The organism is Tamlana sp. 2_MG-2023, from assembly GCF_030548465.1.
Classification (GTDB): domain Bacteria; phylum Bacteroidota; class Bacteroidia; order Flavobacteriales; family Flavobacteriaceae; genus Pseudotamlana.
The window spans coordinates 32735-58149 of sequence record NZ_JAUOSF010000003.1 but is presented as its reverse complement, the minus strand read 5'-3'; the positions used below and the strand labels follow the sequence as shown (position 1 = coordinate 58149).

19 protein-coding genes and 1 tRNA gene are annotated in these 25415 nt (G+C 33.7%); 14 read left to right on the top strand and 6 right to left on the bottom strand.

Going from position 1 to position 25415, the window contains the following annotated elements; all coding sequences use genetic code 11:
- Positions 1-63: 63 nt before the first annotated feature.
- The 3 genes from Q4566_RS05635 to Q4566_RS05625 all read left to right on the top strand — a co-directional run bounded on the left by Q4566_RS05635 (position 64) and on the right by Q4566_RS05625 (position 4904).
- Positions 64-1719: a family 16 glycosylhydrolase gene (locus tag Q4566_RS05635; RefSeq protein ID WP_303419431.1), complete on the top strand. Its 1656-nt coding sequence runs from the start codon at positions 64-66 to the stop codon at positions 1717-1719.
- A 4-nt stretch (positions 1720-1723) separates the two neighbouring features.
- The gene (bglX, locus tag Q4566_RS05630) at positions 1724-4015 is read left to right on the top strand and encodes a beta-glucosidase BglX (RefSeq protein WP_303419428.1); all 2292 of its coding nucleotides are present in this window, start codon (positions 1724-1726) and stop codon (positions 4013-4015) included.
- A gap of 163 nt (positions 4016-4178) precedes the next feature.
- On the top strand, positions 4179-4904 hold the full coding sequence (locus tag Q4566_RS05625) for a LysE family translocator (protein WP_303419425.1): 726 nt from the start codon (positions 4179-4181) through the stop codon (positions 4902-4904).
- Between the two features lie 165 nt (positions 4905-5069).
- Here Q4566_RS05625 and Q4566_RS05620 read toward each other — a convergent pair.
- The 3 genes from Q4566_RS05620 to Q4566_RS05610 all read right to left on the bottom strand — a co-directional run bounded on the left by Q4566_RS05620 (position 5070) and on the right by Q4566_RS05610 (position 5790).
- Positions 5070-5140, bottom strand: a tRNA-Cys gene (locus Q4566_RS05620).
- Between the two features lie 77 nt (positions 5141-5217).
- Positions 5218-5580 carry a dihydroneopterin aldolase gene (gene folB, locus Q4566_RS05615; protein WP_303419423.1) on the bottom strand — a complete coding sequence of 121 codons (363 nt, stop codon included), beginning with the start codon at positions 5578-5580 and terminating at the stop codon, positions 5218-5220.
- A gap of 3 nt (positions 5581-5583) precedes the next feature.
- Positions 5584-5790 carry a zinc ribbon domain-containing protein gene (locus tag Q4566_RS05610; protein WP_216066487.1) on the bottom strand — a complete coding sequence of 69 codons (207 nt, stop codon included), beginning with the start codon at positions 5788-5790 and terminating at the stop codon, positions 5584-5586.
- 275 nt (positions 5791-6065) lie between these two features.
- Between Q4566_RS05610 and Q4566_RS05605 the strand changes: the two genes are divergently transcribed.
- Together Q4566_RS05605 and Q4566_RS05600 are read left to right on the top strand one after the other, a co-directional pair.
- On the top strand, positions 6066-8060 hold the full coding sequence (locus Q4566_RS05605) for a glutamine--tRNA ligase/YqeY domain fusion protein (RefSeq protein WP_303419416.1): 1995 nt from the start codon (positions 6066-6068) through the stop codon (positions 8058-8060).
- A gap of 104 nt (positions 8061-8164) precedes the next feature.
- Entirely contained in the window at positions 8165-9274 is a 1110-nt protein-coding gene (locus tag Q4566_RS05600) for a YgcG family protein (protein WP_303419414.1), read from the top strand.
- A gap of 64 nt (positions 9275-9338) precedes the next feature.
- On the opposite strand, the gene Q4566_RS05595 is transcribed toward Q4566_RS05600, so the two are convergent.
- On the bottom strand, positions 9339-10817 hold the full coding sequence (locus Q4566_RS05595; RefSeq protein ID WP_303419412.1) for a T9SS type A sorting domain-containing protein: 1479 nt from the start codon (positions 10815-10817) through the stop codon (positions 9339-9341).
- Positions 10818-10982: 165 nt separating this feature from the next.
- Here Q4566_RS05595 and Q4566_RS05590 point away from each other — a divergent pair, with 165 nt between their 5' ends.
- The 5 genes from Q4566_RS05590 (at position 10983) to Q4566_RS05570 (ending at position 15455) form a co-directional block, all read left to right on the top strand.
- Positions 10983-11111: a hypothetical protein gene (locus tag Q4566_RS05590; RefSeq protein WP_303419410.1), complete on the top strand. Its 129-nt coding sequence runs from the start codon at positions 10983-10985 to the stop codon at positions 11109-11111.
- A gap of 40 nt (positions 11112-11151) precedes the next feature.
- Positions 11152-12135 carry an acyltransferase family protein gene (locus tag Q4566_RS05585; RefSeq protein ID WP_303419408.1) on the top strand — a complete coding sequence of 328 codons (984 nt, stop codon included), beginning with the start codon at positions 11152-11154 and terminating at the stop codon, positions 12133-12135.
- On the top strand, positions 12116-13666 hold the full coding sequence (locus Q4566_RS05580) for a phosphoethanolamine transferase (RefSeq protein ID WP_303419406.1): 1551 nt from the start codon (positions 12116-12118) through the stop codon (positions 13664-13666). The genes Q4566_RS05585 and Q4566_RS05580 overlap by 20 nt, the downstream gene beginning before the upstream one ends.
- A gap of 58 nt (positions 13667-13724) precedes the next feature.
- A complete protein-coding gene (locus Q4566_RS05575; protein WP_303419403.1) occupies positions 13725-14213 on the top strand; it encodes a DUF1761 domain-containing protein in 489 nt (162 codons plus the stop codon).
- Positions 14214-14294: 81 nt separating this feature from the next.
- The gene (locus Q4566_RS05570) at positions 14295-15455 is read left to right on the top strand and encodes a GNAT family N-acetyltransferase (protein WP_303419400.1); all 1161 of its coding nucleotides are present in this window, start codon (positions 14295-14297) and stop codon (positions 15453-15455) included.
- A gap of 610 nt (positions 15456-16065) precedes the next feature.
- On the opposite strand, the gene Q4566_RS05565 is transcribed toward Q4566_RS05570, so the two are convergent.
- Positions 16066-16998, bottom strand: a complete 933-nt coding sequence (locus Q4566_RS05565; protein ID WP_303419398.1) for an SPFH domain-containing protein — start codon at positions 16996-16998, stop codon at positions 16066-16068.
- 73 nt (positions 16999-17071) lie between these two features.
- On the opposite strand from Q4566_RS05565, the gene Q4566_RS05560 reads away from it, so the two are divergent.
- Positions 17072-17755, top strand: coding sequence for a hypothetical protein (locus Q4566_RS05560; RefSeq protein ID WP_303419395.1), 684 nt, complete (start codon positions 17072-17074; stop codon positions 17753-17755).
- 74 nt (positions 17756-17829) lie between these two features.
- Here the strand turns inward: Q4566_RS05560 and gltX are convergent, their stop codons facing one another.
- Entirely contained in the window at positions 17830-19347 is a 1518-nt protein-coding gene (gltX, locus tag Q4566_RS05555) for a glutamate--tRNA ligase (protein WP_303419392.1), read from the bottom strand.
- Between the two features lie 153 nt (positions 19348-19500).
- Between gltX and Q4566_RS05550 the strand changes: the two genes are divergently transcribed.
- From Q4566_RS05550 to mnmG, 3 genes are all read left to right on the top strand, one after another.
- Positions 19501-22968, top strand: coding sequence for a DUF4175 family protein (locus Q4566_RS05550; RefSeq protein ID WP_303419389.1), 3468 nt, complete (start codon positions 19501-19503; stop codon positions 22966-22968).
- Positions 22961-23371, top strand: a complete 411-nt coding sequence (gene ybeY, locus Q4566_RS05545; protein WP_303419386.1) for an rRNA maturation RNase YbeY — start codon at positions 22961-22963, stop codon at positions 23369-23371. The genes Q4566_RS05550 and ybeY overlap by 8 nt, the downstream gene beginning before the upstream one ends.
- Before the next feature lie 78 nt (positions 23372-23449).
- Entirely contained in the window at positions 23450-25321 is a 1872-nt protein-coding gene (gene mnmG, locus Q4566_RS05540) for a tRNA uridine-5-carboxymethylaminomethyl(34) synthesis enzyme MnmG (protein ID WP_303419383.1), read from the top strand.
- The last annotated feature ends 94 nt before the right edge of the window (positions 25322-25415 follow it).

The following is a 25415-nucleotide window of genomic DNA, read 5'->3' as shown; positions in this document are numbered from 1 at the left end:
ATTCAAGCGTATGATTACTATGGAAGTGATATGTAACCATTGAAAAACAATAAAAATAAACACATGAAAAACTTAAATAAATATATAGGAATTTTTATTCTGCTCTTTGTTTTTACTAGCAGTTGTCAAGAAGATGATGTTGAGGTAGGAGCAATTACCAGTCCAACGAATCTTAGTATTTCAGGAGAAGTTGTTGGTCAAGATACCGATAACCCTGATGGTGATGGGAGTGGTTTTGTTGATATTTCAGCGGAAGCTGAAAATGTGATTAGTTATAAATTCGATTTTGGTGATGGAACGAGTCAAGTAGAACCTTCAGGAACGGTTAGACACCGTTTTACAAAAGTTGGCGTGAACACCTTTACAGTTATTGTTAATGCTATAGGTACTGGAGGAATAAGCTCTAGTACTTCAATGGAAGTTACAGTTCGTAGTGACTTTGATGATCCAGAAGCTAAGCAATTTTTAACTGGAGGCAGTAGTAGAATTTGGTATCTAGCCGCAGCAGAACCTGCTCATTTAGGCCTAGGTCCTGCAAATGCAAGTATTGATGGTGAAGGTTACTGGTATCCAAAGTGGTATACGGCAGGACCTTTTGAAAAGTGTGAAGCTGAAATAAGTGCTTGTTTTTGTGATGACGAATTAACCTTTACTTTAGAGGATAATGGAGATCTTACTTACCAATTAAATAATAACGGCTCAACATTCTTTAATGGTGGAAATCAAGCCATTGTAGGTGGAGATGGCAGTGAAGATGCCTGTTTTGAATTTGATACTTCAGGTACGAGTTTAGTGTCATTAGCGCCAACATCCAATGATTGGAGTACGGTGCCAGATCCAGATTTTTCGGCAAGAGGAACTTCGATGAGTTTTTCAGACGATGCATTTATGAGTTATTATTTGGGAACATCAGATTATGAAATTATCTCATTAACGGATACCGAGTTACTTGTGAGAACATTAGATGTTAATGACTCGGCTATAGCATGGTATTTAAAATTTCAAACTAGTCCAGCAGAAGACACTTTTGAAACGGTTTTTAATGACCTTGTTTGGTCTGATGAATTTGATACAGATGGCGCTCCTGACGCTACAAAATGGACCCATGAGCTAGGTGCTGGTGGTTGGGGAAACCAAGAATTACAAACGTATACAGATGATATTGAGAATTCATATGTTTCAGACGGAACACTTAAAATAACTGCAAAAGCAAATGGAAGTGGTTATACATCAGCTAGATTAATCACCAAAGGTTTACAAGAGTTCACTTATGGAAGGGTTGAGGTAAGAGCTAAGTTACCCGCTCAAGCTGGAACTTGGCCTGCTATTTGGATGCTAGGAGCTAATTTTGATACTGTAGGTTGGCCAGCTTCTGGTGAAATAGATATCATGGAACAAACGGGTTGGGCCAAAGAAGAAGTATCGGGTACTTTACATTATCCAGGGCACTCTGCTGGCGATGGTCCTACAGCATCTACAAGTGTTGAAACTTCAACGACTGCTTTTCATAATTATTCTGTAGAATGGACTACCGATGCCATTAAAATTATGGTTGATGATAAAGTTTATAACGCGTTCGATAATACAGCAAGTACACCGTTTAATCTTGACTTTTTTATGATTTTAAATGTGGCTATGGGCGGTACGTTAGGAGGCGATATTGATCCAGGTTTTATTGAAGATACCATGGAAGTTGAATATATAAGAATTTATCAATAAAATTATGAGAAACTATTTTTATATAACTGTTCTTAGTTTTGCAGTTTTGTTAACGTCATGTGGTAAAACTGATGAAAATATGGGTATTGCAAATACGGAAAACAGTTCAAATAACATAAATAGAAAAGTAGACAGCCTGCTTGGTATAATGACCATTGAAGAAAAAGTAGGTCAAATGAACCAATACAATGGCTTTTGGAATGTCACAGGACCTACACCGTCTGAAGGTGGTGCAGCTTATAAATATGACCATTTAAAAAAGGGTTATGTGGGGTCTATGTTGAATGTTAGAGGCGTTGAAGAAGTTAGAGCTGTGCAGAAAATTGCGGTTGAAGAAACCCGTTTAGGCATTCCTTTAATCATTGGTTTTGATGTCATTCATGGTTATAAAACGTTAAGCCCTATTCCATTGGCTGAATCTGCGAGTTGGGATTTAGAGGCCATAAAAAAGTCGGCAGCAATGGCAGCTAAAGAATCTGCTGCTGCTGGAATTAACTGGACTTTTGCACCTATGGTTGATGTCTCTAGGGATGCGCGTTGGGGGCGTGTTATGGAAGGTGCAGGTGAAGATCCTTATTTAGGGGCTAAAATCGCTGTAGCTCGTGTTAATGGTTTTCAGGGGGAGGATTTAGCTTCTCCTCATACCGTTGCAGCTTGTGCTAAGCATTTTGCAGGTTATGGTTTTGCTGAATCTGGTAGAGATTATAATACGGTAGATGTAGGAACGTCAACCTTAAATAATATTATTTTCCCACCGTTTAAAGCGGCCGCAGAAGCTGGTGTTAAGACGTTTATGAACGCGTTTAATGAACTCAATGGCGTTCCAGCAACTGGAAATGCTTATTTGCAACGCAATGTTTTAAAAGACCAATGGAATTATGATGGTTTTGTAGTATCAGATTGGGGCTCATTAAACGAAATGATTGCTCATGGTTATGCGGCAAACAAGAAAGAAGTCGCAGAACTTGCCGTAAAGGCTGGCTCTGATATGGATATGGAATCCTATGCCTATGTTGAAGAATTGGCAAATTTGGTGAAAGAAGGTAAAGTAGATGAAGCGTTAATTAATGATGCCGTAAAACGTATTTTAAAAGTAAAGTATGAGTTAGGGCTTTTTGATGACCCTTACAAATACTGTGATGAAAATCGTGAGAAGGAGGTTACAGGTAGTCAAGAAATTAATGAGGCTGTTTTAGATATGGCTAAAAAATCCATTGTTCTTCTTAAGAATGAAGGCCATTTATTACCATTAAAAAAGGAGGGTCAGAAAATCGCCTTAATTGGAGCTTTAGCAAACGATAAAACGAGCCCGTTAGGAAGCTGGCGTATTGCTGCTGAAGATAGCACAGCTGTTTCTGTATTGGAAGGACTTCAGAGTTATAAAGGAAATACCATTTCGTTTGCAAAAGGTGCTGATGTTGTTACTGGTAAAACGGAGTTTGCCATCGAATTAAATGTTAATACTACTGATAAAAGTGGGTTTAACGAAGCTATTGCAACAGCAAGAAAAGCAGATGTTGTGGTTATGGTTTTAGGTGAACACGGTTTTCAAACAGGAGAAGGTAGAAGCCGCACAGAATTAGGTTTACCAGGTGTTCAGCAAGATTTGTTAGAAGCAGTTTACAAAGTGAATAAAAACATTGTTTTAGTTTTAAATAACGGGAGACCTTTAACGATAAACTGGGCTGATGCGCATGTTCCTGCTATTGTTGAAGCTTGGCAGTTAGGTACACAAAGCGGGCATGCGATTGCGCAAGTTTTGTATGGCGACTATAACCCTAGTGGAAAACTACCTATGACCTTTCCTAAAAGTGTTGGTCAAGTGCCTATTTATTACAATTTTAAAAACACAGGAAGACCTGTTTTACCTTCCGCAGGAGAAGTATTCTGGTCGCATTACACTGACCAAAGCAACGATCCTCTGTATCCTTTTGGCTATGGTTTAAGTTATACATCTTTTGATTACAGTAATTTACAAGTAACTGTAGTTTCCGAAAAAGAAGTTGAAGTTTCAGTAGACTTAAAAAACACAGGGAAAGTTACCGGAAAGGAAGTCGTGCAATTATATGTTAGAGATTTGTTTGCAAGCGTAACGCGTCCGGTCAAAGAGCTTAAAGGCTTTGAGTTGGTCGAATTAGCGGCCGATGAATCTAAAACAATCCATTTTGTTTTAAAAGTAAATGAACTTGGTTTTTATGATAATGCCGGTAAATTTATAGTAGAACCTGGTGATTTTAATGTATTTGTTGGAGGAAGTTCTGAAGCCGAGCTTCATGCTTCTTTTGAATTGAAATAACTTTAAAATAGTTTAGTTAATTGGTTTTTTGGTAATTTGGTTAAGAAATGTGACTTACGGGTCACATTTTTTTTTGCTATATAAAATGATGCCAATTCAAAGTAATAGGTAAACCTAATGTTTTAAAAATATTCCTTTTCTTTGTATAAAGCTTCTCAGGTTTATGTTTGATGATATTTTAACAGCCATTCCTTTTGGGATTATACTTGCCTTTACCATTGGTCCCGTTTTTTTTGTATTACTAGAAACTAGTGCTACCAAAGGCTTTAGAGCAGCTATAATTTTTGATTTAGGAGTGATTCTTGCCGATATTATCTTTATTTTAATTGCTTTTTATAGTACCAATAATTTAAGAGGAAAAATAGGAAACGATCCCAGTTTTTTAATTTTTGGTGGTGTTTTACTCATCGTTTACGGTATTATTTCCTTTATAAAAACCTCAAAATCTTTTAGAACCATCGTTAAAGAATACTATAAAGTTGAAATTCATAAAGACTATGGAAAGTTATTTATTAAAGGTTTTTTACTTAACTTCATAAATATCGGAGTGCTTCTAGGTTGGTTGGGATTTATCGTTTTAGGTGATTCTTTAACCACTTCAGAACATGGTGGTGCTATTTTTATAGCTTCTATGTTAGGGGCTTATTTTGTTAGTGATTTGATTAAAATAGTTATCGCTAAGCGTTTAAAAGCCAAACTAACGCCACGACTTATCTTTAAAACAAAAAAAGTGGTTGCTATTGTCATATTGGCTTTCGGAATTTTGTTATTGGTTCAAGGTATATTTCCTAAAGCCTATGAGAGGAACAAGGAGAAACTAGAGCAGCAGATTTCTGTTGTTAGTAGTTACTCAGCAACAAGTCCCTTAAATTTAACTTCACACCAATAAAACACCAGAAAACCTATCCCCTTGAGGGGATTATAGGGGTGTGGGATCACAGGGGTGTCCGCAAAACACTTGAAATATTTGGTATAAAGTTGGTCACTATCCGCCACAATCAAACATCCCAAAAAACAAAAAAAGCTTCCAGAATAAACTGAAAGCTTTTTTTTGAGGCGTCGAGCGGATTCGAACCGCTGTACAAGGTTTTGCAGACCTCTGCCTAGCCACTCGGCCACGACGCCATTTTTATGTGCGATTTCAATGGTTTTTGAAATCTGCTGCAAATGTATAAAAAATTGTGACTTTTCTATATATAAAATTACTTTTTACGCTTTTTGCGCATTTTTATAGTTACTTTTTCCACATCACCACCAATAGGCGGGTTTAATTTACTTACCCAAACGGTTGCTTTTTTAATGGATTTATTCTCATTAAAAATACGGTTTAATATGCGTTTAGCCACCGTTTCCAAAAGTTGTGAAGGGATCTTCATTTCCTCTTTTATAATGCGGTTTAGAAATACGTAATCTACAGTATCACTAAGTTTATCGGTTTTTGAAGACTTTTGTAAATTTGCTTCAACTTCTAAATTAACTGAATAATCGCTACCTATTTTTGTTTCTTCTTTTAAACAGCCGTGGTTGGCAAAAATCCTAATATTTTCAACAGTTATAATTCCCATGTGTTATGTAAATAAATCGAAAACATTACTTAATGTGCTCGTTTTCGTTTTGTAAAATTCTGTATAAGTGCATTTTTTGCAGGTTACCGAAGTGAATTTTTGATTCTGAACATCAAAAATTTTAGATAATGTCCCGCCAGTTGCCCTCATTTGTCCGATGCTATAGGTTTTGTTTGCGCATTTCGGACAAGTATAATCTAAGTTTTTCATAATATTATTTCGTTTGGTTAATACAAGTTGGATGTATTAAGATACTGAAATAAATTTAATTCTATTGTCAGTTCGAGCGCAGTCGAGAACGTTTCAGTAACAAAAATACAATCTCGACTGCGCTCGATTTGACATGCTATTAAAGTTCAGTTTTATAGTATCTAATGAACTATAGGTGTTTTCTGAAATTTTATTACGCTTGCTTAGAGATATTGGGCAAAAATAACTTGAATTTCCGTAATTTTGACCCTTATTTAGTTGAAAAAGATCAGGAAATGTCTGAAGAAAGAAAATCACTCAATTTTATTGAGCAAATTATAGAGGAAGATTTATCAAACGGAATGCCTAAAGAAGCCTTACGTTTTAGATTTCCACCAGAGCCAAACGGTTATTTACATATTGGGCACACTAAAGCCATTGGTATTAGTTTCGGTTTGGGTGAAAAATACAATGCGCCAGTTAACTTAAGGTTTGATGATACCAATCCAGCAAAAGAAGAGCAGGAGTATGTAGATGCGATTAAGAAAGATGTCGCTTGGTTGGGCTATACTTGGGATAAAGAATTATTTTCTTCCGATTATTTTCAACAACTTTACGATTGGGCTGTACTTTTAATCAAAGAAGGCAAAGCTTATGTCGATTCTCAATCAAGTGAAGCCATGGCTGAACAAAAAGGAACGCCGACACAACCTGGTGTTGACGGACCTTTTAGAAATAGAACGGTTCAAGAAAACCTTGATTTATTCGAACGCATGAAACAAGGTGAATTCGATGAAGGAGAACATATTTTACGTGCCAAAATAGATATGCAGCATCCTAATATGTTGATGCGTGATCCTATTATTTACCGTGTTTTAAAGAAAGCCCACCACCGTACCAACAACGATTGGTGTATTTACCCAATGTATGATTGGACACACGGTGAAAGTGATTATTTAGAGCAAATTTCACACTCGCTATGTTCTTTAGAATTTAAGCCCCACAGAGAGCTTTACGATTGGTTTTTAGACCAAGTAGTAGTTGAAGATAAATTAAGGCCAAAACAACGCGAATTTGCACGTTTAAACCTCAGTTATACCATTATGAGTAAACGTAAGTTGCTTAAATTGGTAGAAGATGGTGTGGTTAATGGTTGGGACGACCCTAGAATGCCTACAATTTCTGGCTTACGCCGAAGAGGATATACCCCTGCAGCCATTAAAAAGTTTGTTGAAACCGTTGGTGTAGCCAAACGTGAAAACGTGATTGATGTATCGCTTTTAGAATTTTGTATTCGTGAAGATTTAAATAAAACTGCCCCACGTGTTATGGCTGTTTTAGATCCGGTTAAAGTGGTGATTACTAACTATCCTGAAGATAAAGTAGAATGGTTAGAAGCTGAAAATAATCAAGAAGATGACCGTGCCGGTTTTAGAAAAGTACCGTTTTCTCGAGAACTATATATTGAAAAAGATGATTTTAAAGAGGAAGCTGGTAATAAGTTTTTCCGTTTGAAATTAGGTGGCGAAGTGCGTTTGAAAAATGCTTACATCATTAAAGCTGAAAGCGTGGTTAAAGATGCTCATGGTGAAGTGACCGAAATCCATTGTACTTACTCGGAAGATACTGCTAAACGTATTAAAGGGACGCTACACTGGGTATCTATTCAACATGCTGTAAAAGCTGAAGTTCGTGAATACGACCGGTTGTTTAATGATGAGGCACCAGATAGTCACCAGGACAAAGACTTTATGGAATTTATTAATCCGAATTCCCTAAAACATATCACAGCTTTTGTAGAGCCAAGTTTAAAAGAGGCCCAAATTGGTGATCGTTTCCAATTTCAACGTTTGGGTTATTTTAATGTGGATGATGATTCAACAGCTGAAAACTTAGTGTTCAACAAAACAGTTGGTTTACGTGATTCTTGGGCTAAAGCACAACCAAAACCACAGCAAAATAATGCACCTAAAAAACAGAATATGCCGCAACGTAAGGCTATTGATGTGATTCAGCAATTAGGAAAAAAATACACGAATTTACCAGAAGCCAAACAAGAAAAGGTTAAGGCTGAAATTTTAGAATTAGCCAAACAAGTGTCTTATGAAGAATTAGCGCCATTGTTTAATACGGCTGTTAAAAAAGTAGGAACACGTATTGCTGTAGCTCTTGTTTTAAGTGTTTTATTAGCAAACGGACAAGCTAAAAACGAAGAAATAAACGAATTTATAGCAAAAGCGTTAGAAGATAAGCATGTACTTTTAGTTGCTGAAGTAAAAGCTATAAATTAATAATCTCAAGTGGCTGTTTAAAAAGTAAAATTTTCCTAATTCTGAAATTAATTCAGAATGTGGTGTTTTTAATACTTTTTAAACAGCTTTTTTATACCCAAAAAGTGACTAAACTTAAATTTATTTTTCTACTATTTTTTGTTTGTATTCAAACTCTATACGGACAAATAGACTATCCTTTTTTAACTGAATTTGTTACCGACCAGGCAAAAATATTTAGTGATGAACAAAGGGTTCAACTCAATCAAAAACTTCTAGATTACGAAACCGAAAAAGGACATCAAATTGTGGTGTTAACTATCGAGGATTTAGAAGGTGTTACCATTGAAACCTATGCTTTAAAAGTTTTTGAGCAAAATGGAATCGGGCAGGCGGAACTAGACAATGGTTTACTGGTATTATTTTCAAAAAACGATAGAGAAGTAAGAATTGAAGTGGGTTATGGCTTAGAACCTATAATTACCGATGCTATAAGTTCTAGGATTATTAGAGATATTATGATTCCTGAATTTAAATCTGGACATAATTTTGAAGGCATAGACTTAGCGATATCAAAAATAATAGAGATTATCAATGATCCTGCCTATGCTCAAGAGTTTGCGGCACAAGAAAAGGAGAGTAATGAATTTCCTTTATGGGGAAAAATTTTATTTGGTGTATTTGCCTTTCTATTTCTTGGGGTTTTCAGTTTTATGGGAATTTTGCTTTTTATTAAAGGTTATAAAGAATTAATAAACATTTTTAAAGGTTTGTTTATTGGAAAAGTAGGTTTGTTTTCTGTGCCTGGATTATTAATCTCAACCGTTTTTAAAATTGTTTTTAGCCTGCCATTTATTTTGATACCTCTAGGTATGTTATTTGTGTTTGGTGCTGCCATTTTATTTAATTTTGATGTGTTTAATAGCAATTTAGAAAACCATCCGGTTTTCATTGCTTTACCGCAATATTTAACTAAAAATAATCTGATTCTTTTTGTTGTAAGTGTCTTGATTATAATACCTATAATTATAGCCTTATTCAAAAAAACATTTTTTGAGGTAGAACCTTTTAAATTGGCGTTTAAAAGTGATAAAAAATACATGAGTACGAACTTTTCATCTCATGGTGTTAACCGATCTTCATCAGGGTCTTCATATTCTTCTTCATCGTCTAGCAGTAGTTTTTCTGGAGGAGGCGGTAGTTCAGGTGGTGGTGGATCTAGTGGAAGTTGGTAGTGATAATACCCAAGGTTATTTTAACCCTACTAGTTTGTAACTAGCAGGGCTATTGGTTTTTCTTTTATCTCTTTATCAATTTCCCTTGATAAACTTTATTATCAATTATAATTTTATAGACGTATTGTCCTGGTTTTACTTCAGTTAAATCTATGGTTTTACTGTTATGAATGTCATGATTATACACTTTTCTTCCAGCCATATCAAAGAGTTTGATATTCATTTCAGAAAAACTATCAGCCACATTGATATGGATATAATCTGTTGTAGGATTTGGGTAGAATGCCAGTTTAGGTAACGAAATACCTTCTGTGTTTAAGGAGTTATCTTCTTCGTAATAATAGAATATTTTACCAGTTAATTCAAAATCTTGAATCGTTGTATTCCACGAATAATTTGATGTTATTTCGTTATAATTATTATCATATAAATAAGTAGATTTTGAGCTGTTAATCCAGCTGTTACTTCCAGAATCTTTAACTTGTACATATTGTACACTTCTATTATTATTATTATTAGCATCATAGGAAACTGTTGTTTTATAATCTTTTCTCCAATCATTCAAATGATCTTCCCAAGTATAGAATGCTAATAAAATTATTTTACCATTTTGATTAAAATCAAATTCATTTTTTGAACGATATTTCCAAGCACCCGTTGTATTAGAATAAATGTAAGCAGTTTTTAAAATCAAATTATCAGTACCAGCATAGCTATATTCTGTTTTAGAATTAGGATCCCAATAGGTTAATTCCCAATTGTACTGTAATTCTTCAATAAGATTGTTGTTTTGGTCATAATTATATTCTGTTTTTTGTTCAATAGACCAATTATTCGTGCTAGAATTCCAATTGTAGAATGTGCCTAAAATTTGGTTTTGATTACTGTCATATTCGAATTCATCTTTAGAAGATAGAGCCCAATCATTTTTTGTATCATCCCAATCGCTCCATTCTTTGGATATTAAATTATTATCTTCATTGTAATTGTTATCTTGTTTAAAACCAATTATCCATTTATTTAAATTGGTATCCCAAAAAAGTAAACTTTCATAAATTAAATTTTCATTAGCGTCATATTTATATTCATTTTTTGAAGAGATTTCCCAATCTGTTATTGAAGAATTCCAATTATAATTCAGGTCTGAGGTTAAATTATTTTTATCATCATAAGTAATTTCTCGTTTATTCCTTTCAATCCAGGTATTTTTAGTTGTGTCCCATTGATAACCCATCCTTTCTGTTGTATTATCATTTTTATCATATCGATAAATAGTTTTAAAGCTACGTATTGAATCTATAGGGCTGTTATAACTAAACCCAACCGTAGAGTCTAACAAAATGGTAGCATTCGTTTTTAAATTGACGCTTTTCTCTTGCTGTAACTTTTGGTAAACCTTATCTTGATCTAATTTTCTTGAGTGCTCAATTTTTTCTTGAGGATCAAATTCGTACTCCGAAAAATTAGGGTTTAACAACTCTTTATTTTGACTAAATGTTAATACAGTAAATAATACTAGGGTTAAGGAGATGTGTTGTTTCATGTTTTATCTTAGTTGGTTTAGCTTTTTAGAATAATACCAGATTTAAAGGGTTTTACAAATAAAAGTAAATTTATAATAAATCAGGTTTCTTTGTTGTTGAATAGGTCTGACGATATTCCTGAGTATTTTAACTACCTTTATAATCTAACCACTAAACTTTATAATATGGAAGCTTATTTAAACCTTATTGCCATGCTTGTTGCTGCTTTTTCGGCCTTAGTAGTTGGTTTTATTGGGTATAACTTAAAAGTATTTGGAAATAAAGGAATTTATAGCGAAATATTTAGAAAATAAAAATGAGTTGCTCCAAGCAGTAGTAAAAGTATTATAAATAATGAATATTAGACATGAATGGGTAGATAGAGCTAGAGGATTAGGAATCTTTCTCGTTATTTATGGTCATAATTTTCCGTTTTTAGAATCATACATTTATAGTTTTCACGTACCGCTTTTTTTCTTTATAGCAGGGATATTTCATCCAAAAGAAAGAAGAAGTGAGCATATTGTAAAAAGAGCAAAAACTATCTTAATTCCATATTTTATTTGGAGCTTTTTATTGTATATTTTTTGGTTGATAATTGGCCGACATGTTGGTGAAAGTTCTCATATTGATTTAGACCCTTTTGATGGTTTAATTGGGGTTTTCTATGCCCAGGGCGATGTGTCTTTTATGGATTGGGGTATTCCCATGTGGTTTTTACCCTCAATTTTTTTAACGTTTGCAATATTTTATATTTGTCAATTTTTTAAAGAAATAAAGTCGCAGTTATTATTGGTAGGAATCTTAATTACTGTTGGATTTCTTTACCCTATTTACTTCGAATTTAAGTTACCTTGGAGTTTAGATGTATCGCTAGTTTCATTAATTTTTTATGTTCCAGGGTTTTTATTGAAAAGAAAATTATTAGAATTTAAACCAAAGAAAAAAACTGGAGTTGTAACCTTTTGTTTTTTTCTTTTAACGTTTATAGCATTCTTTAATACTAAAGTGGATATGTACAGATCCATTTATGGAAGCATTCCTTTGTTTATTTTTAATGGATTTATAGGTGTGTTTTTTGTAACTCTATTTTGTAAACAGATTAAATTTTTCGGTTTCTTTAGTTACTTAGGGAAATGTACAATTCCATTGCTAGCACTTCATTTAAGGGCAATGAGTATCATTAAATTGGGTTTACTAACCATTGGCGTGAGTGTATTTACTTTTAGTGAGCCTACTAAGTTTGTTTTGGTTTTTGTTCAAATAGCATTAATTTGGCCTGTTATTAGTTTAGCTAATAAATACATACCAATACTAAATGGAAAGATTAAGAAATAGTTTGACTTTATTTTTACATGCTCATAAAAAGGAGATTTATTTTTATTTGATTTTAAATGCAGCTGTTTTTTTTTTAATAACATTAGCATCATATATTCATACACCTGTATCTGGGGTTACGGATCGAACACTTTATTTAGGTCATGTTATTCTCCTACAGTTTTCTATTTCTGGTTACATATACTTTTTTACTTTAAATAAGTGGGTTTTTAAGTGTTTATTTCTTCCCTTATTTTTTATTTTATGCCTGTTCTCGTTTTGGGTTTATACTCAAGATATCTCTGTAACTAATGTATTAATTACATCTGTTTTAGAAACAAAACCATCTATAGCGATTGATTTATTTTCTGTTGAGTATGTTTGTTATATGTTGTTTATTGGGCTTGTTTTGTTTCTTTTGAACAGGTTGTATAACAAAATTAGTCCTAAAAAAGTAATTCCTTCTTTTGTTTTATTATCACTTATTTCAATCTATAGCTATAGTTTTATTGAGAATAGGAGAGGAGGAACTTTTAGGAGTAGATTACCTTATAATGTTTATTTTGGTTTGAAAGATTATTTTAATACTGAAAATTTTGTATTAACAGACCTATCTAACCAACAGATTGTTAGTGCCGTTGATAATTTAAAAATTGTTTTAGTTCTAGGAGAAACGGTTAGGGCAGATCATCTTGGGTTAAATGGTTATGACAGGGAAACTACACCCATGTTAAGTCAATTGTCAAATGTAGTTAGTTTTAAAAGCATTTATACTCCGCATACTTACACTGCTTCAAGTTTACCAAGAATAATTACTGATGCTGGTATTCATACTGAACAGCTTGATGAATTAACTTCTGTTTATGATGTGTTTAATGGGAGTAGATTTAGTACCACATGGATTGGAAATCAGGAGCTTGAACGAAGTTATGAAAGTATTGTAAGAACAAATCAGAAAGTCATTTTGGTAGATAGTCTGCGATCTGTTTATAGTTTTAATAAGGCACTTGATGAGGAACTTTTAAATGTTTTTAAAAAAGAAAATATGAATTCTAATCTTGAGTTATTTAGTCTTCATATGATGGGAAGTCATTGGTGGTATGAGAATAGATATAGTGAAAAATTTAGAAAGTTTAAACCGGTAATAGACTCTAAATATATCCCTTCTTTGGATGCCAAGCATATTATAAATTCTTACGATAATACATTAGTATATCTTGATTTTTTTTTAAATGATTTAATAGGTTTTATGAAGACAATAAATGAGCCTACTATTGTGATATATATAGCAGATCATGGAGAGGGGTTAGGTGAAAATGGAAAGTGGTTACACGCGCAAAATTTAGAAGCATGTAAGAATCCTGCAATGTTGATCTGGTATTCTAATAAGTTTAATAAATTATATCCCAATAAGGTAAATGCTTTATTAAATAATAGTTCTAAACCTTTTAGTACAGATATTATTTATCATAGTTTATTAGATCTCATTGAAGTGCAAAATATAGATTATAATAAAAGGTTAAGTGTTTTTAAAGAACAGATTATCAATTAATAAACCTGTTTTTTTAAATTTTAACTACCTTTATAATCTAACCACTAAACTTTATAAAATGGAAGCTTATTTAAACCTTATTGCCATGCTTGTTGCTGCTTTTTCGGCCTTAGTTATCGGGTTTATTTGGTATCACCCCAAAGTCTTTGGAAATGCTTGGATGCAAGCTGCAGGATTAACTGAAGCAGAATTAAAAGGAGGAAACATGGCTAAAATATTTGGTCTGGCCTTACTTTTTGCATTCATGTTATCTTCGGCACTTCCTGGAATCGTTATTCACCAAGTTGGTGCTTTAAGCTTGGTAGGAGGAGATCCAACGCAAGCCTTACCTTCATATGATGCTTTTATAGCCGATTATGCTAATAATTTTAGAACCTTTAAACATGGTGCTTTACATGGTATACTTACCGGTATATTTGTTGTTTTACCAATTTTAGGTACTAATGCCTTATTTGAACGTAAAGGCGCAAAGTATATTTTTATAAATAGTGGGTATTGGATTGTAACTTTAGCCATCATGGGCGGTATCATTTGCGCTTGGAAATAATATTATCTATCACATTATTTTTGTAATCTTTTAACTAAAATAAAGACTGAGAATTGTAATTTTCGGTCTTTATTATTTCTATTGAAAACCTATAAAATTTATGACAGTAGTGAAGCACTTCCAGAATCTTGGGATGCTCTAGCTAGTCATGATATTTTCCTTCAAAAGAAGTATTTATTTGCTTTAAAACAAGGGGCGCCAGATAATATTCAGTTGTATTATGTGGGTGTTTTTTTAGAGGATATACTTATCGGTGTCGCCGTTGTTCAGCATGTGAAATTGTATTTGGAAGATATGTTTAGAAAATCTGAAGTGTCTTGTGTCAAAGAGGTGTTTCAAAAAATGATTTCTAAAGTTTTAAAAGGAAATGTCTTGGTGGTTGGTAATTTAACCCATACAGGTCAACACGGGATGTTTTTTAACGAAAAAATGATTTCTTACGCATCATATTCAGATTTGGTTATGGAAGCTTTAAACGCGCTAAAAACACGTATTAAGGTGAATCATAAGAAAACGGTGCGTTTAATGATTTTCAAAGACTTTTTTACTGATGATGTTTTGTATAACCAAGCTTCAGTTTTTCAGAAACATAAATTGCATCAAGTTTCGGTACAACCTAACATGATTTTTAAAGTACCTTCAGAATGGCAAACAATAACGAATTACACTTCCGAATTAACAAAAAAATACAGAGACCGTTACAAGCGCGCTAAAAAGAAATTAGGTAAAATTACCTGTGTTGAATTGGATTTATCTGCTGTTGAAAGTCATAATAAAACACTTCATAAATTGTATTTAAATGTTTCTAATAATGCTAAATTTAACAGTTTTAGACTTCCAGAGAATCATTTTTTAAGCCTAAAACAGCATTTACAAGACCATTTTAAGATTTTCGGCTATTTCTTAGACGAAGAATTGGTTGGTTTTTATACCCTAATTTTAAACGGAAAACAGTTAGAAACATATTTTTTGGGTTATGATTCTGAACATCAGTACCCCAATCAACTCTATTTGAATATGCTTTATGATATGTTAGAATTTGGTATTGAAAATCGTTTTACGCAGATCGTTTATGCGCGAACAGCTATGACCATTAAAAGTTCTGTGGGCGCGATAGGGCTTCCTATGCAGATGTATATGAAACACACCAATCCGTCACTGAACTCCCTTTTAAAACCCGTTTTTAAGTTGATGAACCCGAAGCAGGAATGGGAGGAGAGACACCCTTTTAAGGTTGTTTAATTGTTTATTAAAATGTTTAACTGTTGAATCGTTTATTGGTTTATTGGTGTTTATACGTTTATAAAAATGTTTATTCGTTTAACCGGATTTCAATAATTTTATTCTTATAAATATTGCAAACGTACGTCACCCAGAACTTGTTTCAGGGTCGCATAAAGTGGCTCACGTTTGGTTTGATTATAGCTTAAATTTTATCGGTATATACATAAACTAGGACAACCTTATCTTGTTTTCTTGAACCTTTCTTTTCAGGTTTTACTAAAATTTATGCACCTAAAGTAGTAATGAGATGCTGAATCAAGTTCAGCATGACGAGATTGTTGATTTACGACACTAAACAGAAAAACATTGAATCTCCTTCAAATAAAAAGCCTCATGTTTCATAAACATAAGGCCTGTTAAAATTCTATAAATATGATTTTGTTTTTTTGAATCCGTTTAAACAATTAAACGAATAAACGATTATTGGTTTCGCAAGAGACACGGCTCAACGATTCAACAAATAAACGATTCAACAGTTTTCGAAATCAACATAAAACGTCAACATCTTTCGCTAGCGACACAGTTCAACAAATAAACAATTCAACGTCTTTATAAAAGAATAAAAATTTTACTCATTATCTTCTGCTTGTTTCTTCTTCTGTGCTTTCATTGCTTCACCAATCTGGTTACTCGCGGCAAAACTAGCGACCATATCATTTAACATGTTACTTCCGGCTTGTGGGGCGTTTGGTAATAAAATTAAGTTACTGTTGGTTTCTTCACCTAAAGATTGTAGGGTATCGTAGTGCTGCGTTACAACAATTAGGGCAGAGGCTTCTTGGCTGTTAATACCCACACGGTTTAATACTTCAACCGATTCTTCTAATCCGCGTGCTATTTCACGACGCTGATCGGCAATACCTTGTCCTTGTAAACGCTTACTTTCAGCTTCAGCTTTTGCTTTTTCAACAATTAAAATACGTTGGGCATCACCTTCATATTGGGCCGCTGTTTTTTCTCTATCGGAAGCGTTAATACGGTTCATCGCTGCTTTTACTTGTGCATCTGGATCAATATCTGTTACTAATGTTTTTATGATATCGAATCCGTAATCTAACATGGCATCGTTTAATTCCGCTTTTACAGCCAAAGCAATATCATCCTTTTTCACGAAAACATCATCTAATTTCATTTTAGGAACTTCTGCACGTACTACATCAAAAACGTAAGAGGTGATTTGTTCATGCGGGTAATCTAACTTGTAAAAAGCATCGTAAACTTTTTCGCTAATTACGCGGTATTGCACCGAAACTTTGAGGCGAACAAATACATCATCTAAGGTTTTTGTTTCTATAATCACGTCTAATTGCTGAATTTTTAAACTCAATCGGCCTGCTACACGATCAACTAAAGGAATTTTTAATTGAAGTCCAGAATGACGAATACTTTGGAATTTACCAAAGCGTTCTATAATGGCTGCAGTTTGTTGTTTTACGGTAAATAGTCCTGAAATTATTATAAAGATTATAAGGACGATAATTGGAATGGTAACGAAATTCATAAAATTGAGTTTAAAAAGTTAGAAGTTTTAAGATATGGAAAATATACTATTTTAGCATTTTAATGCAAAATGTATGAAATATAAGTCATTTTTATTATTAGTAGCAACAATACTATGTTTTGTTACAAAAAGTTTTTCTCAAAGCGGACGTTATCAAATTAGAAATGGTTTTGGAATTACTGGTGGTATTACACAGTTTGATATCATAACCGATAATTTTACTACCAAAGCTTCCAATGGTTATCTAGGTGGTTTACGTGCTTCCGTAGATATACCACATAGATGGTATAATTTAAGCTATGGCATGCAGTTTTCTGAAAATAAAATTGAAATTTTAGGAAGACCAAGTTTATTAAGTCTTGAAGAAAGTTATATCGATTACAAATTGTTAGTGGTTCAATTAGACTTTTCTTTACATGTTAAGTTGATAAAAAATTACCTTACTATCGATTTAGGCCCCATGTTACAGCACAATGGAAATTTAGAATTTCGTGATGAACGTCAGGAGGATTATTATATAAATAACTATGATAATCTAACAGCCGATGCCGTTAGAGAGTTATCTAAGTTTCATGTTAATGGTGTTGTTGGTGCTTCAGTTGGGATTAGAAATTTTATGATTAAAGGTCAATATATTTACGGTTTCACCAATAGTCTGGATAAGTTAAATAAGGAAAATGTAGATCATACTGGTGGTAAATCGAAGTTTGAAGGCCATCAACAAATGTTGGTTTTAGCGGCAACATTTACTTTTTAAAAAGAATTATCCTGAACTTATTTTTTAATTCTGAAGTAAGCTTCAGTTAAAATAAGTTCAGGATAATTAGAAAATTATAGTATTGAAATGACGTTTTCAATACGTTTTATGCTTTCGTTTTTGCCAATCATGTACATGATATCGAAAACATCTGGACCTTGTAAAGCTCCAACTAAAGCTAAACGTAATGGCATCATAACTTTTCCGAAACCAATTTCGTTGGTAGTAATCCAACCCTTAATTGCGGTTTGCATGTTTTCAACAGTGAAATCTTCAATGCTTCTCACAATAGTAATGACTTCAGATAAAATGTCTTTAGTTTCTTCTTTAAAAGCTTTTTTCGATGCTTTTTCATCATATGAAGTAGGCGCCATGAAGAAATAGTGGCTTAAATCCCAAAAATCGGATACAAAAGTAGCACGTTCCTTGATTAACCCAACCGCCATACTGATGTATTGTAAATCGATATCCGAAGCTGTTTTTTCATCAACAATTGGTTTAAAAGTTTCCGCAAGTATATCGTTATGTTGCTCTTGCATGTAATGGTGGTTAAACCATTTTGTTTTATCTGGATCAAAACGGGCACCAGATTTATTAACGCGTTCTAAATCGAAGGCATTTATAAGTGCTTCAAGACTAAATATCTCTTGTTCAGTACCTGGATTCCAACCTAAAAAGGCTAAGAAATTCACCATAGCTTCAGGGAAATAACCATCTTCCTTATAGCCTCTTGATACATCATTTGTTTTTGGGTCTTTCCATTCTAAAGGAAACACTGGAAATCCTAATTTATCACCATCACGCTTACTTAATTTTCCTTTTCCGGTAGGTTTTAAAATTAGAGGTAAATGTGCAAATTCTGGAGCTTCCCAACCAAATGCTTGGTACAATTGGTAGTGCAAAGCCAGAGAAGGTAACCATTCTTCACCACGAATAACATGAGTGATCTTCATTAAATGGTCGTCTACAATATTTGCCAAATGGTACGTTGGCATCCCATCACTTTTATATAAAACTTTATCGTCTAAAATATTCGTATCTATCTTAATATCACCACGAATAATGTCTTTAAGGTGTAAAGTTTCGTCTTGAGGTGATTTAAAACGGATCACATAATCTTCACCAGCATCTAATTTCTCTTGAGTTTCTTCCGCGCTAAGCGCTAATGAATTGCTTAATTTTAATCGGTTATGCCAGTTATAAATAAAGGTTTTTCCTTTAGCTTCATGGTCTTTTCGATGGAAATCTAAAGTTTCAGCAGTATCAAAAGCGTAATAAGCATTCCCAGATGCAATTAAGTCGTCTGCATACTGTTTGTATAAATCTTTACGTTCACTTTGTCTGTAAGGACCATATTCACCTTCCTTGCCAACACCCTCGTCGAATGGCATACCACACCATTTTAAGGCGTCTATAATGTATTGTTCGGCACCTTCTACATAGCGGTTTTGGTCGGTGTCTTCAATACGTAAGATGAAATCGCCACCGTGTTTTTTAGCAAACAAATAATTGAATAAAGCGGTTCTTACGCCACCAATATGTAAGGGTCCTGTTGGGCTAGGTGCAAAACGCACACGAACTTTTTTGGTCATGATATTTTAAATTTCTTGTGAAAATGGCTTCCAAAATATATTAATGGAAAGCGCTGCAAAGATACAATTAACAGCTAATTTTGAACCTTGTAAAAAATAAAATTGTAGTTTAGTAAGTTAAAAGTTTATATACGAAGCAGTTTCGATAAGTACATGAATAATTTCAAAATCATACAGCAAAAATTAGAAGTATTTATTAGGCGATTTTATACGAATGAATTGCTTAAAGGCGCCATTTTATTTTTCGCCATGGGCTTGTTATATTTTTTATTAACGCTGTTTATTGAATCTGTTTTATGGCTACGGCCGAGTTTTAGAACAGGATTGTTTTGGTTGTTTATTTTGGTAGAGTTTGGCTTATTAATCAAATTCATTTTTTTACCGCTGGCCAAATTATTAAAGCTTCAAAAAGGTATAAATTACGATGAGGCTTCTAATATTATTGGAAAGCATTTTCCGGAAGTGAACGATAAATTATTAAATGTTCTTCAATTACATCGGGATAAAACACAATCGGAATTACTTTTAGCAAGCATCGAACAAAAATCGTTAGAGTTACAACCCGTGCCTTTTAAGCTTGCTGTAAATTTTAAAGAGAATCTGGGGTATTTAAAATATGCTGCGATTCCTGTAATTATTTTAGGAGTTATCTATTTGTCAGGAAATATCAATTGGTTTAGTGATAGCTATAAACGTGTGGTCGATTATAAAACGGCTTATGAACCACCAGCACCGTTTCAGTTTTTTGTGATGAACGAAAATTTAAACGCTATTGAAAGCAATGATTTTAAATTGATTGTTAAAACCGCTGGTGATGTTGTTCCTGAAAATGTGCAAATCACTTATAATGATGAAAATTATTTTTTAGAGCAAAAGGGCGTAGGAGCTTTTGAATATGTTTTTTCACAACCTAAGGAAAATATCCAATTCCAATTGTCTTCTAATAATGTGTATTCGAAGTATTACGAACTTCATGTTATAGAAACGCCTTCGTTGGTAAGTTTCAATATGATTCTAGATTATCCTGATTATACAAAAAAAGCAGATGACGTTTTCAAAAGTACGGGAAACGCCCTAGTTCCTGAAGGGACAAAAGTGACTTGGAAACTATACACGAAATCTACTGAAGAAGTTCAAATTTTTGCAAAAGATACCACGAGTTTTAAGGTTTCTAATCCTGGTGTTTTTGAAACGACAAAACGCCTTTTTAATAATTATGCATATACGCTTAGTACTAGTAATAATGCCTTACGGAATTATGAAAATCTAGCCTTTAATATTGGGGTTGTAAAGGATGAATATCCAGAAATTAAATTAAAAGTTGAAAAGGATTCTGTTGATTTACAAAGTTTATATTTCTACGGCCAGGTTAGTGACGATTACGGATTTTCAAAACTTCAAATGGTATATTACCCTTCTAATAGTGAGAATGAAAAGGCTGTTGTTTCTATTCCTATTGCCAATGGAAATATTGCAGATTTCATTTCAGCTTTTCCTAATAATCTTGAAATTGAAGCAGCTGTTTCTTATGATTTATATTTTCAAGTAGTTGATAATGATCGTGTTAATAATTATAAAACCGCTAAAAGTCAGATATTTAGTTATAGAAAACGTACTTTAGATGAAGAAGAGCAAAGAAGTTTAGAAGAGCAGCGAGAATCTATTGATAATTTTAATAAATCCTTAGAAAAGTTCGATACACAAGAAAAGAAACTTGATGAATTAACCAAGACACAACGCGAAAAAAAGAATTTGAATTTTAATGATAAGAAGAAATTAGAATCGTTTTTAAAATATCAAAAGCAGCAAGATGAAATGATGAAAAATTTCAATAAAAAGCTCACTGATAATTTAGAGGAATTTCAGAAGGAAAACAAAAAAGAAGATCAGTTTAAGGAAGATTTGAAGGAACGTTTAAGGGAGAATGAAGAACAACTTAAAAAGGATGAAAAGTTACTTCGTGAATTGGAACGGCTTCAGGAGAAAATTAACAAAGAAGAGTTGATTGATAAACTTGAAGAATTATCCAAACAGAATAAAAGTAAGAAACGTGGTTTAGAACAAATGCTAGAATTGACTAAACGGTTTTATGTAGAAAAAAAATTAGAAAAACTCCAGGATGATTTACAAAAACTAGCTGAAGCACAAGAAGCCTTGTCAGAAAAATCTAAAGATGAAAATAATAAGAAAGCCCAGGATTCTTTAAATAGAAAATTCCACGACTATAAAAAGGAAATTGAAAACTTAGAAGAGGAGAGTAAGGCGCTTAAAAAACCTATTGATATTCCACGCGATAAATTAGATGAAAAGGAAGTTGATAATGAACAACAAAAAGCTACAGAAGCGCTTCAACAATTAGAAGAAAAGGAAACGCCAGAATCGAGACAAGATGCTGGGGGACAAGAAAACGATCAGCAACTAAAGAATGCTCAAAAGAGTCAGAAAAAGGCTGCTGAAAAAATGAAACAAATGAGCGCTAATATGAAAGGGGCCATGCAAGCTGGTGGTCAAGAAAAGATGCAAGAGGATATGGACATGCTGCGTCAAATTCTTGATAATCTGGTTTTGTTTTCATTTGAAGAAGAAGACTTAATGAATCGTTTTAAAAATATAGAAGGCAATCATAATAAATTTGCTAGTTATCTTAAAAAACAAAATAATTTGCGTGAGTATTTTGAGCATGTAGATGATAGTTTGTTTGCGCTTTCTTTGCGTCAGCCAAAATTATCTGAACAGGTGAATAAAGAAATTTCAGAAGTTTATTATAACATCGATAAAGCTTTAGAGTTGTTTGCAGATAATCATTTATTTCAAGCCATATCAAATCAACAATTCATCATTACAGCAACTAATAACTTATCTGATATGTTAAGTGATGTGCTGGATAATATGGAGGAGAGCATGAGCATGTCTGCTGGAAAAGGGGGGCAAGGGGAAATGCAGTTACCTGACATTATTATGGGGCAAGAAGAGCTTAATAAAATGATGGAAGAAGGCATGAAGTCTGGTGAAGAAGGAAAACCTAAAGAAGGTGAAGGAAAGCAAGAAGGCGAAGGTAAGGAGGGTAAAGCGGGTGAGTCTGGTAAGGCAGGCGAAAAGGGTGGAGACCAAGATGGAAATAAAGGGAGTTTAGGAAAGGATGGTAAAGGTTCTAAGACAGGTGAAAACGGAAAACAAAATGGTGGAGAAGGAGAAGATCATTCTGAAATGCAAGATGCCATGTTATTTGAAATTTATAAACAACAACAGGAATTAAGACAAGCTTTAGAGGAACGCTTAGCGAAGGAAGGTTTAGGTGGAAAAGGTGGTGGCTTAGTGAGGCAGATGGAACAGATTGAAATGGAATTATTGAATAAAGGGTTTACTAAACAGACGCTTCAAAAAATGATGAATTTAAAACATCAATTGTTGAAAATGGAAAATGCTACTTTAGAACAAGGCGAAGATGAGAAGCGTGAATCTGAAAGTAGTAAGCGCTTGTATAAAGATTCTAACATTAATCAAATTCCTCAGGCTAAACAATATTTTAAAACTACAGAAATATTAAACAGACAAGCTTTACCTTTGCAGCCAGTTTATAAAGAACGTGTAAAAGAATACTTTAAGGAAAGCCATGATTAATTTTAATTACGAAACCGATTTCAAGATTGCGTCTGAAGATAAAATCTCTAAATGGATTACAGGTATGATTGCTTCAGAGAAGCACAAGTTAGAAGAAATTAATTATGTGTTTTGTGACGATGATTATCTTCATAAATTAAATGTGGAATTTTTAAATCACGATACCTTAACGGATATTATTAGTTTCGATTATTCCATTGGGAAAATCATTCAAGGGGATATTTTTATTTCTGTCGAACGTGTTATTGATAATGCCAACGAATATAATGTCGCTTTCAATGAAGAAATTAACCGTGTTATCATTCATGGTGTTTTACACTATTGTGGCTATAAAGATAAAACTGATGAAGAAGCGAAACTAATGCGTGAGAAGGAGAATTACTACTTAAGTATATTGAAATAGAATTCTAGGATTCAGTGTATATTTGCAAACTTAAATTATTAGTGTTCCACGTGGAACATGTTATTGAAATTACAGATTATGTTTAACGAAGTTTATGATGTTATAGTTGTTGGTGCAGGGCACGCAGGAAGCGAAGCCGCTGCTGCTGCTGCTAATATGGGTAGTAAAACCTTATTGGTTACCATGAATCTGCAGAACATCGCTCAAATGTCCTGTAATCCAGCTATGGGTGGTATTGCTAAAGGACAAATTGTTCGAGAAATAGATGCCTTAGGTGGTTATAGCGGAATTGTTTCAGACACCTCTGCCATACAGTTTAAGATGTTAAACAAATCGAAGGGGCCTGCGATGTGGAGTCCGAGGGTTCAAAGTGATCGTATGCGTTTTGCAGAGGATTGGCGTATGTTGTTGGAAGGCACTCCTAATCTTGATTTTTATCAAGATATGGTTTCGGGGTTGCTTGTAGAGAATGATCAAGTGGTTGGTGTCAAAACTGGACTGGGTATTTCTATTAAAGCGAAATCTGTTGTGCTTACTAACGGTACTTTTTTAAATGGCTTAATTCATATTGGAGATAAAAACTTTGGTGGTGGTAGAGCAGGGGAACGCGCTGCAACTGGAATTACAGAACAGCTTGTTAGTTTAGGTTTTGAATCTGGTAGAATGAAAACAGGTACGCCTCCACGAGTGGATGGTAGAAGTTTGGATTATTCTAAAATGACCGAGCAACCAGGTGATGCTAATCCTGAAAAGTTTTCATATTTAGATATTACCAAACCTTTGGAAAAACAGCGTTCTTGTCATATGACTTATACGAGTTTAGAAGTGCATGATTTACTTCGTGAAGGGTTTGATCGTTCTCCAATGTTTAATGGGCGAATTAAAAGTTTAGGGCCGCGTTATTGTCCGTCGATTGAAGATAAGATTAACCGTTTCGCGGATAAGGATCGTCATCAATTATTTATAGAACCAGAGGGTTGGAATACCTGTGAGGTTTATGTAAATGGTTTTTCAACTTCGCTTCCAGAGGATGTTCAGTTCAAGGCTTTACGTTCTGTGGTTGGATTTGAAAATGTGAAGTTCTTCAGACCAGGATACGCGATTGAATATGATTATTTTCCGCCTACGCAATTGAAACATACTTTAGAAACTAAGTTGGTTAGTGGTTTGTATTTCGCTGGTCAAATTAATGGAACTACGGGTTATGAAGAGGCGGCTTCTCAAGGGTTGATGGCTGGTATAAATGCGAGTTTAAAAGTTCAAGAGAAGGAAGCGTTTACTCTAAAAAGAGATGAGGCTTATATTGGTGTTTTGATAGATGATTTAATAACGAAGGGTACGGAAGAGCCTTATCGCATGTTTACTTCTCGTGCAGAATATAGAACTTTATTGCGTCAGGATAATGCAGATTTAAGATTAACGCCTAAAGGTTATGAGCTTGGTTTGGCTTCTGAAAAACGTTTAAAACGTATGGAGGAGAAGCATGAAGCAGCAGAAAAATTCGTTAATTTTTTCGAGACAACTAGTGTTAAGCCAGAAGAAATAAACCCGATTTTAGAACGTAAAAACTCTGCTCCTGTGAAGCAATCTGGAAAGATATTTAAGGTATTTGCACGCCCTAATATTGAGATGGACGATGTTAGGGGTGTTGAAAGTATTGAGCGTTATATTCAAGCGAATAATTTGGATCGTGAGGTTATTGAGCAAACCGAAATTCAAGTTAAATATGCAGGGTATATTGCCAAAGAAAAGTCTAATGCCGACAAGTTAAGCAGACTTGAGTACGTAAAAATACCTGCTAATTTTGACTATTCTCAGATCAAATCCATGAGTTTTGAAGCTCGTGAAAAGCTTAAAAAAATACAACCAGCAACGGTTTCTCAAGCATCAAGGATTAGTGGTGTATCGCCAAATGACATCTCTGTATTGTTAGTTTATATGGGTAGATAATCTGTTTATTTTATACTTTTTTTGAAACGTTCCACGTGGAACATGTGTGTTTTTTTTCGTTTTTAGAGCGTAAATTTTAGCATAAATCAGGTTT